The sequence below is a fragment of the Vibrio sp. 10N.222.55.C6 genome (assembly GCF_041473395.1).
Lineage (GTDB): Bacteria > Pseudomonadota > Gammaproteobacteria > Enterobacterales > Vibrionaceae > Vibrio > Vibrio crassostreae_C.
The window spans coordinates 272,966-288,776 of the sequence record NZ_JBFRSD010000001.1; the positions used below are offsets into that span (position 1 = coordinate 272,966).

Annotated in this window: 12 protein-coding genes; 7 read left to right on the forward strand and 5 right to left on the reverse strand. The window is 44.1% G+C overall.

All coding sequences use genetic code 11. The features are described from left to right. Nucleotides 1–40: 40 nt before the first annotated feature. Nucleotides 41–862 (reverse strand): phosphate ABC transporter substrate-binding protein, encoded by an 822-nt coding sequence (locus AB4486_RS01150; protein ID WP_017064254.1) that lies wholly within the window; start codon nucleotides 860–862, stop codon nucleotides 41–43. Nucleotides 863–1,347: 485 nt separating this feature from the next. Between AB4486_RS01150 and AB4486_RS01155 the strand changes: the two genes are divergently transcribed. Then, nucleotides 1,348–2,991, forward strand: coding sequence for a methyl-accepting chemotaxis protein (locus AB4486_RS01155; RefSeq protein ID WP_372116256.1), 1,644 nt, complete (start codon nucleotides 1,348–1,350; stop codon nucleotides 2,989–2,991). A 107-nt stretch (nucleotides 2,992–3,098) separates the two neighbouring features. Here AB4486_RS01155 and AB4486_RS01160 read toward each other — a convergent pair whose 3' ends face one another. Both AB4486_RS01160 and AB4486_RS01165 read right to left on the reverse strand, forming a co-directional pair. Further along, nucleotides 3,099–3,986 carry a lipase secretion chaperone gene (locus AB4486_RS01160; RefSeq protein ID WP_017064252.1) on the reverse strand — a complete coding sequence of 296 codons (888 nt, stop codon included), beginning with the start codon at nucleotides 3,984–3,986 and terminating at the stop codon, nucleotides 3,099–3,101. 38 nt (nucleotides 3,987–4,024) lie between these two features. Then, on the reverse strand, nucleotides 4,025–4,966 hold the full coding sequence (locus AB4486_RS01165) for a triacylglycerol lipase (RefSeq protein ID WP_050547032.1): 942 nt from the start codon (nucleotides 4,964–4,966) through the stop codon (nucleotides 4,025–4,027). Between the two features lie 512 nt (nucleotides 4,967–5,478). On the opposite strand from AB4486_RS01165, the gene AB4486_RS01170 reads away from it, so the two are divergent. Further along, nucleotides 5,479–6,726, forward strand: a complete 1,248-nt coding sequence (locus tag AB4486_RS01170; RefSeq protein ID WP_372116343.1) for an SGNH/GDSL hydrolase family protein — start codon at nucleotides 5,479–5,481, stop codon at nucleotides 6,724–6,726. A gap of 133 nt (nucleotides 6,727–6,859) precedes the next feature. On the opposite strand, the gene AB4486_RS01175 is transcribed toward AB4486_RS01170, so the two are convergent. Further along, complete coding sequence (locus AB4486_RS01175) at nucleotides 6,860–8,191, reverse strand: DEAD/DEAH box helicase (RefSeq protein WP_017061883.1); 1,332 nt, start codon at nucleotides 8,189–8,191, stop codon at nucleotides 6,860–6,862. A 361-nt stretch (nucleotides 8,192–8,552) separates the two neighbouring features. On the opposite strand from AB4486_RS01175, the gene AB4486_RS01180 reads away from it, so the two are divergent. Further along, nucleotides 8,553–8,819, forward strand: coding sequence for an Lpp/OprI family alanine-zipper lipoprotein (locus tag AB4486_RS01180; RefSeq protein ID WP_017064250.1), 267 nt, complete (start codon nucleotides 8,553–8,555; stop codon nucleotides 8,817–8,819). A 157-nt stretch (nucleotides 8,820–8,976) separates the two neighbouring features. Here AB4486_RS01180 and AB4486_RS01185 read toward each other — a convergent pair whose 3' ends face one another. Continuing rightward, nucleotides 8,977–9,951, reverse strand: coding sequence for a L,D-transpeptidase family protein (locus AB4486_RS01185; RefSeq protein WP_029235850.1), 975 nt, complete (start codon nucleotides 9,949–9,951; stop codon nucleotides 8,977–8,979). A gap of 346 nt (nucleotides 9,952–10,297) precedes the next feature. Between AB4486_RS01185 and deoD the strand changes: the two genes are divergently transcribed. The 4 genes from deoD (at nucleotide 10,298) to AB4486_RS01205 (ending at nucleotide 15,796) form a co-directional block, all read left to right on the forward strand. Further along, nucleotides 10,298–11,008, forward strand: a complete 711-nt coding sequence (gene deoD / locus AB4486_RS01190) for a purine-nucleoside phosphorylase (protein ID WP_017061880.1) — start codon at nucleotides 10,298–10,300, stop codon at nucleotides 11,006–11,008. A gap of 82 nt (nucleotides 11,009–11,090) precedes the next feature. Beyond that, nucleotides 11,091–12,560 (forward strand): lactate dehydrogenase, encoded by a 1,470-nt coding sequence (locus tag AB4486_RS01195; protein WP_017064249.1) that lies wholly within the window; start codon nucleotides 11,091–11,093, stop codon nucleotides 12,558–12,560. Between the two features lie 186 nt (nucleotides 12,561–12,746). After that, on the forward strand, nucleotides 12,747–14,216 hold the full coding sequence (locus AB4486_RS01200; protein ID WP_017061878.1) for a hypothetical protein: 1,470 nt from the start codon (nucleotides 12,747–12,749) through the stop codon (nucleotides 14,214–14,216). Then, the gene (locus AB4486_RS01205) at nucleotides 14,216–15,796 is read left to right on the forward strand and encodes a GGDEF domain-containing protein (protein WP_017072413.1); all 1,581 of its coding nucleotides are present in this window, start codon (nucleotides 14,216–14,218) and stop codon (nucleotides 15,794–15,796) included. The genes AB4486_RS01200 and AB4486_RS01205 overlap by 1 nt, the downstream gene beginning before the upstream one ends. Nucleotides 15,797–15,811: the final 15 nt, after the last annotated feature.

Here is a 15,811-nt window from a genome sequence, read left to right on the forward strand (position 1 = left end):
AAAGCAGGCTGAGCAATAATTAAGATTGAGTCAGTTAAGATTAGTTAACTGTGATGTAGCCTTTCTTACCAGCGATAGCTTGAGCTTCATCTGCAACCATCCAATCTAGGAATTGTTGAGTTTCAGCTGTTGGAGCGCCTGCTTTGTAAAGAACTAGGAATGGACGAGCAACTTTGTAAGAACCGTTCTTAACGTTGTCTACAGTCGCAGCAGCGCCGTCGATAGTTAGAGCTTGAACAGATTCGTCAACTGTACCTAGAGAGATAAAGCCGATAGCGTATGGGTTGCTTGCTACAGAAACTTTAAGTGCGCCGTTACCGTTTGCAACTTGTGCACGTTGAGAGATAGCCGATACTTTCTTATCGCCAATCTTCTTCTTAAGCTTCATGATGTCTTCGAATGCACCACGTGTACCTGATGCAGTATCACGAGTGATTGCTACGATTGGTTTATCAGCACCGCCAACATCTTTCCAGTTAGTGATGTCGCCTTTGTAGATTGAAGTGATTTGCTCAGCAGTAAGAGCAGATACTTCGTTGTTCGGGTTAACAACAACTGCGATACCGTCACGAGCGATAACTAGCTCTTTCAGGTCAGCTGTTTTCTCTTCTTCTTTTAGGTCACGAGAAGAGATACCAAGGTCAGCACTTCCATTTTTTGCTGCTTTGATGCCTGCAGAAGAACCTGGTGCTTGAATTTCGATGAACACTGGTTCGCCTTTATTCATGTAGGTTTCTGCAAAAACTTCAACCAGTGGAGAAGCACTGTTAGAGCCAACTACAGAGATAGTTTCTTTAGCTGAAGCTGTATTCACTGTTAGAGCGCCTAGTAGTGCGATTGCACCGATAACTGTCTTTTTCATCACAAATTTCCTTTAGTGGCGTTATTGCCGTAATGTTTTGCTTGAACGAGGCCTACTTTAGAATCCGAATGTGACAGTTGTGTTTCACTTAATTGAAGCCTATATGACAACTACAAATTAATGGCTAATTTCTCTCCTACTCGATGAATTGATAGTCGCGCCCCCATCAGATGCAGTTAGTGAATGCAGGTCTCACCATCGTTTGAGCACCAAAAAGCTAGATTTCCTTCCCTATTTATATCGAATACTAACCAATATATTTCTCTATTTATCAATCAATTAGCCCTAACACGATGGATAAAAAGATCCACCTTTATCGCCATTTAGAACAATAAACAACCATCTATATCAAATACCTATCGCATATAACGAAATCAAAGCCTTTACTGATTGAATTGTCAGTCTCATTAGTTAGAATCGCCAACTAATTCTAATAATAATAATAATAATTCTCATCTATTTGTTTTATTCAAGAAGGACATTACATGCGCCAACTTCTCAGTGGCTTATCAATCAAAATACAAATTCTTATACCCGTACTATTTTCCGTCGTTTTACTTTTAGCCGGTGTCATTATCGGTAGTGAAAAGCTAGAAAGTGCATTCAAAGATGTATCAGTAGCGACCGACCAATTAATCTTACATAAAGAAGAACTAAGCGAAATCGTCGACAACAGCTATGGCATGCGCATCAAAGCGATTTACAGTCTATTCAATGCTGATGACGTAAAAACATTGGTTGAAACACTAAACCAAAAACGCGATCAGAATACTCGCCTACTGAATTCATTAGACACAGTGCCAGGCATGCAAGATGAAGTGGCCGCGATGAACAAAGCGATGAATCACTATGTCGATTTTTCTCGTACCACCATGCTTCCGCTATTAAGAGCGAAACACGGCGATGCATCACTATCTTCAGATTTTGAAAACCGCTACCAGATCGCAATCGACCAATACCGACATGCGGGTAATGAAATGGTGCAAGCGATCAATACTCTGTCTAAAAAGCTGAACTTGCTTGCCACTCAAGAGGTCGACATCAACGGCCAGCAACACGCTAGCACGCTGACTACTGCGACCATTGCACTGTTGGTGATCCTGTCTGTAGCTCTAATTATCAGTTGGACGCTGGCTGGTATCATTGTTAAGCCGATCAGCAACATTCAAGAAACGATGCGGGAAGTAGCAAAAGGTAACTTGTTAGTTAAAGCAGAAGAGTATGGCGACAACGAAATCTCACGCCTAGCGCAAGACGTAAACCAGTCTGTTGAACAGCTGCGTGACACGGTAAGCTCGCTGTCTCGAATCAGTATCGAAGTGGCTTCTGCGTCGACAGAGCTAGCAGCAGTAATGACACAATCGAGCGTTAATTCAGACCAAGAAAAGCAAGAAGTAGAACAAGTTGCTTCTGCTGTAAACCAATTAGAAAGCACAGCAGCACACGTTAATGAGAACGCAGTACAAGCCGACTCAGCGTCTAAGCAAGCTGACGAAATGGCGACACACAGCATGAGCTTGTTTAATGAAAGCAACAAAGCTAACGAACAGATGGCGATTCAGCTAAGCGAAGCTGCAAATGTTGTGGGCACGCTAAAAGAGCACTCTGAACAGATTGGTAAAGTGATTGAGGTGATTCAAAGTATCTCTGAACAAACTAACCTGCTGGCGCTTAACGCAGCAATCGAAGCCGCTCGTGCAGGTGAAAGCGGTCGTGGTTTCGCAGTGGTTGCTGATGAAGTTCGAATGCTAGCGGCACGTACACAAGATTCAACCAAAGAGATCCAAACCATCATAGAAGGTTTGCAGGTTCAATCCGGTAACGCGAATGAAAGCATGAGCAGCTCATTATCTATGCTGGAACACAACCAAACTCTTGCAGGTGAAGTAAGCGCGGCGCTTTCAGGCATTGCTAACTCGGTAACGGACATGACTGAGATTAACACTCAGGTTGCCTCTGCCGCCGAAGAGCAAAGCCAAGTAACCTCAGACATCAACCGTAACATCTCAAACATCTACAGCCTAGTAAGCCAAAACGTTACCGGCATTACTCAAGCCGCTGCAGCAAGCCACGAGCTTTCTAACCTAGCAGAACAACAGAAGCAGCAGTTGGATTACTTTAAGGTATAGGCTTCAAGGTACGAAGTTCAAGGCAAACAGATTCAGGCTGTATGCTCTTTAGAACTCGCCGATAAACAAAAAGCCAGCCATCATGGCTGGTTTTTCGCTTTTAGACACTACTGACGAGATTCAGCCGCTCGAATTCTTTCAATCGCTTCTACCCTTCTAAGCTGTTCTGGTAGGAAATGTTCAGTCCTAAGTTGCGCAATCTTCTCTTGTTGTTCGGTTTTTGATAGGAATGAATCTTTCAAGACATCATTTCGTTCTGCGAAGTAGACCTCTAACGAGTCTTCAAAGGCCGCTCTTTGTTTATCAAGTGCTTCAAGTCTCTGGGTTACTTCTTCACCGACAAGTTCGCTTCTCTTTAAGTATTTACCCTGTTCATCGAGACCTTCAGAGCTAGAGAGCTGTTGGAGTAACACCTGATTCTGGTGACTCGACTGAACATAATCAGGTTGCTCAGATAGATAGGATTCGAGTCTTTGTTGGTATTCTTCATCCTCTAATCCCTCCTGTTTCAGAAGTAACTTTTCTAAGGCGATTTCTCTCATTCTGTTGTCGTGCGTAAACAGAATACTTATCTCGCTCTCACTGAAAAACTGAGCTTGGAGGTCAAGGAGCGCTTGATTGAGTGCACGTAGATCATCAGCGGAAATGGATGTGGTACCGAACTGCACGTCCAACGATGTCAGTGCCGACTTATACTCAAGATATTTGGCAAACAGTGCTTCATCAACCACGGTTGTTGATGATTGTTCGTGGTGTTTCGCCACGTTGTCTCGAATATCTTCAAGGGTTAATTCTGTATTACCTGACACGAAATATTCCATCATGTCTTTTGCTGATGCGTTATCGATGTCGGTATCTTGCTGAGAGGTGACTTTCAATGAGGAGACGCGTTGTTCGTCGTCAGTATGTGTATCTTGATTATTTAGATATAAAAAGACCGCCGCTGTGCTCATCAGGGCTATCGTGGTTATCGACAAAATGGCGGTCTTTTTCATCATACTTCCCTTGTTTTCTTATTAAACGGCTTTGCAGACTACAAGCCAGCCAACTTCAATCGATTGGCATGCTGACGATATAGAGTTACAGGATCTGTCTCAAACAAGTGGTGAATTCCCAATAACCCATTAATCTCATCTAGGTGGTTCATTTTGTAATCATCACCAATCACTTTGCCCAAATGCGCGCTGCATGCTCCTACTAAGCCATCATTAGGTTCGTTGAAGGCTAAGCCTAGGATTGTCATCGCTCCGTCGGTAGGATCAAGAAGGTTGGTAAAAGTGGAAGACCCTGTCCATGAATAGTAATAAACGCCGTTACTTGCTTGCCACTCACCATCGCCACACTCAGACGTCGGAACGCCCTCAGGGTAAAACTGGTTGAAGGCTAGCGAGCCTTCTGTGGTCAATGCTTCAAGAGAAGCGAGGCCGTCTTGGTCGAGATCCGTTCCACCAGATAAAAGGTTAATCAGTGTCGTTAATCCACCTGCTAATTTAACCGCGATACCTTCTGTGACAGAGCCTTCAGATACGTTCCCTCGAACGAGATCAGCGACCTTAGAACCTTTATGCACACCGCCAATACTGGTCACTGAAGCAACAAGATCAGGTCGAACTGACGCAACATAACGAGCCGTAGGCCCACCGTGGCTATGACCAACCAGATTCACCTTACTTGCTCCTGTTGCAGCTAACAGCGTTTCAACTTGGCTGAGTAACTGTTCACCACGGACCTCTGAACTGTTGGTTGCAGAGACCTGAGCGACATATACGTTCGCGCCATCTTTGGTTAGGGATTCAGGTACGCCATAGAAATAGTCAACGCCCGCTAATGTATCGAAACCAAACAGACCATGTACCAACATAATGGGGTATTTCGTTTCTGTGTATCCGCTGGCTTCTAATGCTGATGCGCTCGTTCCGGCATATACGCCAAAACTGGATAGGCAGGCTATCGTCCAAATTAATATCTTTTTCAATGCTCTTTCCTTAAACAGATTAGACCTCTGATGAGTAAAAGAACCGTAGATGATGATTTTATAAAACAGAAAGTAACGACTTCATATTTGTGATGGCGAACTTGAATTAAACAGGTGCGATGAACATCAGGCAAACAGAATCAGGAGAACAAAACATAAGCAATTGATTAAATTAACATTTAACTAAGGTTGATGAGATTGTTCTTTCAATATCCCGACTCAAATATCAATTCAACATTCTCAATAAACCAAAATTATTCGACAAATAACCGTTTGGAAACAGGTATTTTTCAACCAAAAACTCGTTGATAACTTGAGGCTTATTCCATTAACGACACACCACAACCCTGAATATATTGACGCTAATTATTGATTTTAGATATAGGTCGTACCAGTTATCCACTTATCCACTTATCCACTTATCCACTTATCCACTTATCAAGAAACAAGAAACAAGAAACAAGCAACAGCGTTTCTGTTTGGCTCATCTAAATATAAAAGAGAATACAGTGATGAAAAATACGGCTTTAATACTCACGTTAGCCCTGCCTTTTGGCGCTTATGCCGCTGAAGACTCAATACCAACACCTGAATCGATTACATCTGCACAAGTACTCAGTGCACAAGGCTCAGAGACCTATTCATATGTTAGATGTTGGTATCGAACCGATGCCTCTCATGATTCCCCAGCCACCGACTGGAAGTGGGCAAAGAAAGAGAGTGGTGATTACTACACGATCAACGGATATTGGTGGTCTTCCGTTTCATTCAAAAACATGTTCTACAGCGATGCCCCGCAATCGGAAATTAAACAACGTTGCGAACAGACGCTCGACATCCAACATGATGTCGGAGACATCACCTATTTTGCCGCAGATAATCGCTTCTCTTACAACCACTCAATCTGGACCAACGACAACGCTTTTCAAGCCAGTAGCATCAATCGTATTGTCACCTTTGGTGATAGCCTGTCCGACACTGGTAATCTATTTAATGGCTCACAATGGGTTTTTCCGAACGCAGATTCGTGGTTTTTAGGGCACTTTTCGAATGGTTTAGTCTGGACGGAGTATTTAGCAAAAGCGAAAGATGTCCCTCTGTATAACTGGGCTGTGGGTGGCGCCGCAGGTACCAACCAATACGTGGCATTGACTGGTGTTTATGATCAAGTCACCTCTTATCTGACCTACATGAAAGTCGCCAAAAACTATCGTCCGGAAAACTCACTGTTTACTTTAGAGTTTGGCCTCAATGACTTCATGAATTACAACCGAGAAGTCGCCGATGTAAAGGCTGACTTTAGCAGCGCGCTGATCCGCTTAACAGAATCTGGTGCGAACAATATCCTGCTGTTCACCTTACCCGATGCAACCAAAGCCCCTCAATTCAAATACTCTACCGAACAAGAGATAATAAAAGTTCGTGGCAAGATCTTAGAATTTAACCAGTTCATCAAAGCTCAAGCCGGGTATTACCAAGGTATGGGGAAAAATGTGGTGTTGTTCGATGCGAGTGCCTTGTTCGCCAGCATTACCGATAACCCAGAACAACATGGATTTCGAAACGCGAGTGACGCTTGTCTTGATATTAATCGAAGCTCAGCCGCGGACTACCTGAAAAGCCACAGCTTAACCAATGATTGTGCGACCTATGGTTCAGACAGTTATATATTCTGGGGCGTGACGCACCCAACCACCGCCACACACAAATACATTGCCGACCATATCCTAGCTTTTTCATTCTCAACATTTGATTTCTAAAGCCTTTAGAGCAACTCCGTAACCTGAGGCAGCACCTCTTAGGCACAAAAGTCAGATACAAAAAAACCGCCTAATATTGGCGGTTTTTATTTATGTCAGTTTTACTAGCAAACGCTTTAAAACTGGCTGGTGATTACTCGTCGTCCACTTTTGGTGCGACTTTCTTCTTAGGGATAAACACGGTATCACCCACGGCCACATTTTGGTGGAAGCTCTTATCGCGCTTAACTGGTTTCTTCGGCGTTTTCTTCGCTTGAGTGTTGGTCTTCTTCTTAGCAGGACCGCCTTTAGCAAACGCAGGTTTACGTGGCTTAATGCCTTTGAATTTACCTTTTAGGCCTTCAAGTACAGAGAAGGTCAAATCTTGTTGAAGGTAAAGTTCAACACGCTTGAAGCTGTCCCAGTCTTTTGGACCAACCAAAGAAATCGCATCGCCTTTGTTACCCGCACGGCCAGTACGACCTACACGGTGCACGTACTCTTCCGTATGCTTAGGCATATCAAAGTTGATAACGTGGCTCACGTTTGGAATATCAATACCACGTGAAGCAACATCGGTAGTTACCAAGATCTTGTAAACCGCACGCTCGAACTGGCTCATAATAGCATTACGTTGCGTTTGGTTTAGGTTACCACTCAGTGCTACCGCTTTAAGCTTCTTCTCGTTCAACTTATCTGTTAAACGGTCAGTATCAGCGCGTGTTGCTGTGAAGATCATTACCTGACGGTATTCAGCTTCTTCCAGTACACGGTCTAAAATCGCTTCTTTGTGATCTAGGTGATCACATAAGTAGAATTTCTGTGTGATATCTAAGTGTTGCTCGTTAGAAACACCAACAGAGATACGCTTAGGTGCGTCTAGCATTTCATTTGCAATGCCATTTACTTCAGCGTGATCTAACGTTGCAGAGAACATCAACGTTTGACGACGACGGTGTTTAGCTGCATTGGCAATGCGACGAAGTTCTGGAGCGAAACCCAGATCAAGCATACGGTCCGCTTCATCAAGGATTAGCGTTTCAACACCATCTAGGAACAATGAACGATGTTCTAGGTGGTCAGCAAGACGGCCTGGAGTCGCAACGATAAAACGAGGGTACTTACGCAGTGCTTTAACTTGGTCGTTAAAGTTCTCACCACCTAAGATAAGCGCCGCTTCATAAGACAGACCACCAAGCATGCTACGCAGTTCGCCGTAAACTTGCTTCGCTAGCTCACGAGTAGGAGCCAAAATTACACCACGAGGATCTTTAGCAGAAAACGCTTTTGTTTTTAATGCTTTATGTATCATTGGCAACACAAACGCCAATGTTTTTCCTGATCCCGTTTTTGATGAAGCCAATAGATCCTTACCAGCAATAGCAACAGGGATCGCTTTTGATTGGATCTCTGTCGCCTTCTTGAAGTCGTAATGTTTTAAGTTCTTCAGTAAGCGGTTATCTAAGCCTAAATCTTTAAAGTGCAAAGGACTCTCCAGTCATGATGGTATTGAATAAAATTAATTTAACGTGACATGATACCGCGAAAGTACTTTATAAGGATAGAGATCACAGTAAATTTATCCCTTTATCTATCTTTAGCTAGAACAACGTATGCATTGCTAGCAAAGGGATAGCTCTCCAAAAACACCTTCAAGTCGTCTCTAAATCCTTCATCTCATAAATGAGACACAACGTGATACTTAGCTAATTAACTCAAAAATTTAGCAATTTCTTTAGTTATTGTTTTTGCAGTTAAAAAATTAGTCGCTACAATCATTAATGAAGCGACTATATGATAAAGAATGTATAGCGCATCTTTTGATGATAAATAAGCAAGGAGTTCTTATGAATAAGACGTTAATCGCAGCTGCAGCATCAGTTTTCATTTTAGCCGGTTGTTCTTCAGAGCCAGAAGAAGCTGCAGTGTCAGAAATGGATCAACTAACTAACCAAGTCGCTCAACTAACAAGCGAAGTTGAAGCACTTAAGAGTGACAAAGCAGCCGCAGAAATGAAGGCTCAAGAAGCAGAAGCAGCCGCAATGGCAGCGAAAGAAGAAGCGGACCGTGCTAACGACCGTATCGACAACATCGCTGAGTCTTACACTAAGTAGTTTGAGATCTAATCGCGATTAAGCTGTAGATTAAATAAGTCGCAAAAAGCAGTATATAGACAGCACCACTTCTTATCGGATGTGGTGCTTTTTTTGGGTGACACTAATGCGAGTAAACAAGATAAAACCGCCCCTTGTTGCAGAAGAGGCAATCGAATTAAAACTCAATCACAGGTGGTGCTATCTCTACAGGTACGCCGTTTTGAGCAAAGATAACCGCTTTCGCCTTTGAATTTGGCAGTTCTGCGTCTTCAAGCCACCATTTTAGTTCCACAGGGATCTGTAATGATTTCTTTGAACCATCACTTCGAGTTAATGGCTCGTGCGCTTCTACAAACACACTTCTATCAGGCTCTAATGACACCTTAATCGGCTCATTGATAATGGTGACCTGTTCACCACGGTTCACTTGCTCAAACAGCCACTCAATGTCTTTAGGTTCCATTCGGATACAACCAGAGCTAACTCGTAAACCTATCCCGAAATCTTTGTTTGTACCATGGATCAAATAGTCGCCAGCGCCATAAGCAAGCCTCAAAGCGTACTCTCCCAATGGATTTTCCGGCCCGGCAGGAACCACTCTCGGTAATTCAATGCCCTTTTCAAGATACTCGTTGCGGATTGAATTTGGTGGCGTCCATGTTGGATTCGGTCTTTTTTGGCTTATCTTGGTGATCATCTCGGGAGTATCACGCCCCACTCGACCGATGCCGACAGGGAAAACATGCACCTGATTTTTCTCAGGCTCAAAGTAATACAACCTTAACTCAGCAAGATTGATGACAATCCCCTTTCTTGGGGTGTCAGGCAAAATCAAGCGGCTTGGAATGCTTAACACATAGCCTTCCGCGGGAAGAAAAGGATCCACCCCTTTGTTGGCTGCCATTAAAGAGAGAAAACCAATATCGTATTGCTTGGCAATGATGGCCAAGGTTTCGCCCGCCGCCACTTCATGCTGCTGGATTCTGCCCACAATGCGGCTTTCCGTTGGTGGCAATTCAAAGGTTGCAGCAGACACCCACGATGAAGCTATCCCGCTGGCAAGCAAAGTAGTTCTTACAACAAGCGACACCGCCCTGTGAAGTCGTGTTTTCATTGACGGCAAAGGCGTCGAGTTAGCGCAATGCGACATACAAATCCTTGGTTTGTCTTTTATCAAAGTTTAGATTATCTCTGATCAAACGTCTCTACAACGTATTGTTGTCTCGAAACTGATAGACAACAAGTTTATGTGTGGGCCTTTTCCTCTCATTCGCTTGCAATTAACCCATACAAAATCGATTGCCTTTACGCTTTCAACAGATTTAGTTATCAATATTAATAAAACTATAATGGCAGACCTGTTTTGTGACTAAAGTCTCATGGATCCACGTTCTAACTCGCTAATATTGCCTCAACAAAACGAATTCAATTCAACAGAATCGGTAATTGATTAAATCCTGTTCCTATAATTACCGTTTAAACTTTGGAGAACGACCATGGCTACACCTCATATTAATGCTCAAGCTGGTGATTTCGCAGAAACAGTACTTATGCCGGGCGACCCGCTTCGCGCAAAATACATTGCAGAAACATTCCTTGATGACGTGAAGCAAGTTTGTGACGTTCGCAACATGTTTGGCTACACAGGCACTTACAAAGGTAAGAAAGTTTCTGTAATGGGCCACGGTATGGGTATCCCATCATGCTGCATCTACGTACACGAGCTAATCGCTGAGTTCGGCGTGAAAAACGTTATTCGTGTAGGTAGCTGTGGCGCGGTACGTGACGACGTTAAACTAATGGACGTTGTTATCGGCATGGGTGCATCTACTGACTCAAAAGTAAACCGCATTCGTTTCAACAACCACGACTTCGCTGCTATAGCTGATTTCGGTCTTCTAGAAGAAGCAGTAAACCAAGCTCGTGCACAAGAAGTTCCAGTTAAAGTTGGTAACGTATTCTCTGCAGACCTTTTCTACACTCCAGAAGCTGACCTTTTCGAAAAAATGGAAAAGCTAGGCATCCTAGGTGTTGATATGGAAGCGGCTGGTATCTACGGCGTTGCTGCAGACCTTGGTGCTAAAGCACTAACTATCCTAACAGTATCTGACCACATCATCCGTGGTGAAAAACTAAGTTCTGAAGAGCGTCAAAAGTCTTTCAACGACATGATGAAAGTTGCTCTAGAGACAGCAATCAACATCTAACGATTTGATAAAAGATACATTGAAAAGCGTTACCCCGCAGCCAGGCTCGCTTGGCTGCTCAAATAATCCCGAGGGGGAGATCGTGTCTAACGACAAGCTGCCAAAAGATGCGGATGGTTTGCAACTCAACTTTTGTAAAACATTGGCGTGTGACAACTTTGGCTTGAGCGATGCAAAACGGTATGTTTTGCAACACGCGAACCCTAAGCGTCCAGCGATGGTTTGTCGTGAATGTGGAGCTTTCCCCCCCTTACTTAACAATCGTGAAGTGTTAAGCGAACTTCATCGCTTAAGACAACTTCACAGCGACGGGCTCCCTGCTTGTCGTAATGATGATTGCGATAACTTCGGCTTATCGGTTCATACCCATAAACATCTTTATCATGCCTTCGGCTACAGTGGCGACAGGCAGCGTTATCGATGCAAAGACTGCCAAACAACCTTCGTTGATAAATGGTCTGGATCCAATAAAAAACTCCAATTTCAAGAGAACCTCATGGGCTTACTGTTCATGGGCTATTCCGTACGTGAAATCTGCCGAAAATTAGAGATCAACCCAAAGACTTTCTATGATCATGTTGACCATATCGCGAGCCGTTGTCGTCGTAAATTAGCGATGATCGATGCACGATGGGTTAACCATGCGAAAGATTACGAGTTCGCATCTCACTACCAGCGTCTGCAACCACAAAGTAACAACGGTGTGGTGTGGATAGCGACGGGCGAGGCGCATTCTGGCTATATACTTTGCCAACACGTTAACTACTCTCAAAATGAAGAACCATCAGGAAACGTCGACCATAACCCTTATGATGATGTGGCACGCTTTGTATCCAAAGAGCACTCTTCAGAAGCAAATCTCGAACTGCCTCAGCCCTCTGACAAACTAAAAGAGCGCATTGAACAGCAGTACCAAGTGATTCTTGCGAGAGGTAACGTTGAGGACCCTATGGGTAACCTCACCACATTTAGTTACCCTTCAAAAGGCGCTCTCATTCGACCGCCTTATACCTCTTATGCTCACTTCTTACATGTGTTGGATATGTGTAACGAAGACAAGCATGTCGCCATCTATATGCCACAAGATCCATTACTAAGATCTGCCGCTTTAAGTGTATGTTTGCCGCGCATTCAGAGTCAAAATATTGACCTCATGTATGTCGAAGAAGATTCAGGCTGGCAAGACGACCAAAGTTTTGAAAAGATCGACATCGTTCACATGAGTTGGTGGCGAGATCGCTGGGCTATTGCCAATCAGGGTGATAACCAGAAAGGTATCTGCTACCTAACCGGTAACAATCCAGAACCAAAACAGTGGTTTAACACAGCCTCAATTCAACAAACTAAGTTCTATCAACAGCGCTTTCAGTTGTTATTTGATAGCTTTATTAATGAGCCCAGACGTAAGCTTCGTCCTGGGGGCATTCTTCCATTGCTCGACATATTTAGAGCTTGGCACAATCTGTGCTACCAAGATAAGCAAGGGCTCACGGCAGCACAACGCTTAGGCGTAGCGGAGCTGCCATTAACTCTAAAGCAACTACTTTCATAGCAACAAAGCCTCTAGGTAATTATTCGGGAACTCATTGATTTTAAAGCGACAACATGAGGTAACACCCATAATTAGAAAAGATCGATGTTCCTTTGACGCTCTACGAAAGATAATTGGTGCTTATCTCAAATTACACTCTTATAATGATTGTGTTATCAATATGTTCGATAATCATGGATGTAAGTCTTGGACAAAAATCAGTACCTTCTTGAAACAGAATTAGAAAAACTCAAAACTCGAGTCGACTCTGAGCCATCGGTGATCCTAGAGATTGCCCAACAGTGCCTAGTCCGATCAGAGCAAGTTCTGTTTGAAGAGGGTGCCATCCAGTCATTAATGTTAATGGCAAGATGTAGCTGGAACCTGATGGATTACCAAAAAGGTTTAAAATACATCAAGGAAGCCTACAAGCGCCAAAGCCGATTAGATACCGATCTTTTTCTGCCCGAAATCCTCCATTTACACGCGCTCCAGTTCTGGGGACAAGCCAAGTACTATTCCGCCCAACAGTTCTGGATCAATGCTTTAGAGCAGTCCGCGTTGGTTGATGAAGTCGAAATTCAAATTGAATGCCTCATTGGCCTTGGCAATATTTGGCGGATGACCCACGAATATAAACTTGCACGTTCTACCCACCAGCTTGCCGTTAAAGTTGCTAACAACAGCCGCATTGGTTGGTTAGAGGGTAAAGCCAGAATACTGCTCGCGTGGGATTACTACCTGCTCAACAACTATGTTGAAATGCTGTCGGTATTAGACGGTGCAGAAGAAGCATTAAAAGACCATAAAGATAACACTTGGCATGCTGAGGTGTGGGACTTCCGAGGCTTAGCACTTCTTGGTCTTGAACGCTTAGATGACGCGGAGCGCGCCACGGCCAAAGCGCACAATCTGGCAGTTGAACACAACCTAGTTTGGATGAAGGCGCACTCATACATCAGCCGAGCTAGATTGGAGCTCCTGAGAAAAAGACCAGAACAAGCGGCGGAATTACTGAGGCTCGCAGAACAATCCGCAAACGAGTTCGATAATGGCGAGTTGCTGAGCCAAATCTGTTACCAACAATCCTTGGTGGCGGAAGAAAACCAAGACTTCCAAGCCGCGCTCGTCGCCTTTAAAAAGTACCGTCAATATTCTATCGGCATGCTCAAAGAGCAAACGACACGTGTTGGGTTAGATAAAGCGCGCAGTTCAAAACGCCAGCTTGAACAGAGAGCACGAAAACTGATTAACCGTATTCGCGGTCAGCACGAGTACGATCCTGAAAAGCACCTCTCTTACGTTGTCTCTGAAACCTTTTGGTGGGAAAAGTTGGTGCTGTTCAAGACAGAGCTTAAACGTTCAAACCACAGCATCATTATGTTCCATCATGTCGATACTGATTACTTAGATGTCTGTACCGAGATTGCTCATGCTTTATGTAACCAGAATGACTTCATCGCAAGGCTAAGTTCTGAACGTGTGGCCCTTATGCTTTCCGAAAAAGGCGAAGCCGCAGAGCAAACCTTCCAAACTCTCAGCACCATGCTTGATATCTATCCATGGCATAGAAAAGGACTAAAGGGTTCGAAACCGACCGTCAGCCTCAATGATATTTTGACGTTCCCGTTCACGCTTGAACAATTAGAAGAAGACGATGCTGAGGTAATAGAATAATGGAAACTCTATTAAGCAAGATCACAGACGCCGGTTTAGACCCTTCATCAGTATCAGGTGAAGAAGCGATCATCTTCTGGAACCACATTCGTCAGCACGTTTCGACAACGCAAACAGAGCAAGCGCACTGCTATATCATTAGCTCTGAATACCGTGCCGAGTTACAACAAAATCAAACCAGTATCGAAGAGTTGAGACGAGCACTCGATCTGCTCCACCTTCCTGCCGATATCGAAGATATTCTGACAGTCAAAACCAGTTTAAGTGACCGCTTAGTTGAAACTGGTGATTACACCTCAGCACTCAATGAATTCGTCAGTTCATCGACTATCGCGGTTGAACACGGTCATATCGATGAGTATGTATTAGCTATTTTAGGCATGGGCAACCTGTGTGATTCCTATGGCGATCACAACAGAGCACTTCGTTACTACCAAAAAATCAGCAGCATAGACCATGCGATAAGCAGTCGCTCACTTCGCCTCAAATTCAAGCTGCATATGGTAGCAAGCCTACTTCTACTCAATCGCATTACAGCAGCCAGCGATTTACTGAATGAGTGCGAAGAACTGAGTATTTTGGTCAGTGACAAGTTGCTCACAGCTCAAATACTGCTTTACCAAGCAAAGGTGCTGCGCGCTAAGAAAAAACACCATGAAGCGCTACGCTGTCTGTCTAAGGTTCAATACCCAGCCAACAGCACTCAAGCAAGCTGGCTTGCAACCATGACTCGTCTAGAGCTCGCACATTGCCTAAGTGCAACCGGCAAGCAAGACTACGCGAGCATGATTTTGTCGAGCACAGACAAACGCGTGAAAGCCTACTCGTCGCCAGTACTTGCAAAACGATTCTACGATTCGCTGAGTGATGTGTGTATGAATCAAGGGCGTTTTCAAGAAGCGCTAAGCTATGAGAAAAAAGGCTACCGAATTGAAACCGATCTGATGAAGCAGATCCCGATCAGTGAACTCGGTGCAAGCCAGCTACGCCGACTGTCTCGTTTTGAGTTACAACTCAAACTCATTCTCTCTGAACAAGAGAACAAAGAGCTCAAAGAGACAACCGAACAACACAAGAATGCGGTGGCTCAGCTTCAACAAGACGTATTCACAGATCCATTAACAGGGTTGCACAACCGCCGCTGGTTAGATGTGAAACTGAAAGACATGCTGCTGCACGATACCTCTTTCGCGCTGATGGTTATTGATATTGACCACTTCAAGTCTATCAATGATGAACTGAGTCACTTAGTGGGCGATAAAGCGATTGTTAGTGTGTCTCAAGAGCTACGTTCATACTTTAAGTTTAGAGGCGCGTCATGTGTCAGATTTGGTGGAGAAGAGTTCCTCGTCATTCTAGAGAACACTGATCTTCCGAAGGCAGAAATGCACTCTGAAAATTATCGAGAGCGCATCTTCCAATTTGGATGGCATGAAATACTTGGGGAGCGCGGTTTGACCGTGAGTATTGGTATCACTTTGCATCGTGACGGAGAGAATACTCAACGCACCTTCTACCGTGCGGATAAAGCGCTATACCGAGCTAAAGCCAACGGCCGTAATCAAGTGTGTACAGAGTAGTGGCATATAGCTCTG

What these genes read in the sequence shown, in the direction of transcription:
- AB4486_RS01150 (WP_017064254.1), bottom strand. Translation starts at nt 862, where the DNA reads ATGAAAAAGACAGTTATCGGTGCAATCGCACTACTAGGCGCTCTAACA.
- AB4486_RS01155 (WP_372116256.1), top strand. Translation starts at nt 1,348, where the DNA reads ATGCGCCAACTTCTCAGTGGCTTATCAATCAAAATACAAATTCTTATA.
- AB4486_RS01160 (WP_017064252.1), bottom strand. Translation starts at nt 3,986, where the DNA reads ATGAAAAAGACCGCCATTTTGTCGATAACCACGATAGCCCTGATGAGC.
- AB4486_RS01170 (WP_372116343.1), top strand. Translation starts at nt 5,479, where the DNA reads ATGAAAAATACGGCTTTAATACTCACGTTAGCCCTGCCTTTTGGCGCT.
- AB4486_RS01180 (WP_017064250.1), top strand. Translation starts at nt 8,553, where the DNA reads ATGAATAAGACGTTAATCGCAGCTGCAGCATCAGTTTTCATTTTAGCC.
- AB4486_RS01185 (WP_029235850.1), bottom strand. Translation starts at nt 9,951, where the DNA reads ATGTCGCATTGCGCTAACTCGACGCCTTTGCCGTCAATGAAAACACGA.
- deoD (WP_017061880.1), top strand. Translation starts at nt 10,298, where the DNA reads ATGGCTACACCTCATATTAATGCTCAAGCTGGTGATTTCGCAGAAACA.
- AB4486_RS01205 (WP_017072413.1), top strand. Translation starts at nt 14,216, where the DNA reads ATGGAAACTCTATTAAGCAAGATCACAGACGCCGGTTTAGACCCTTCA.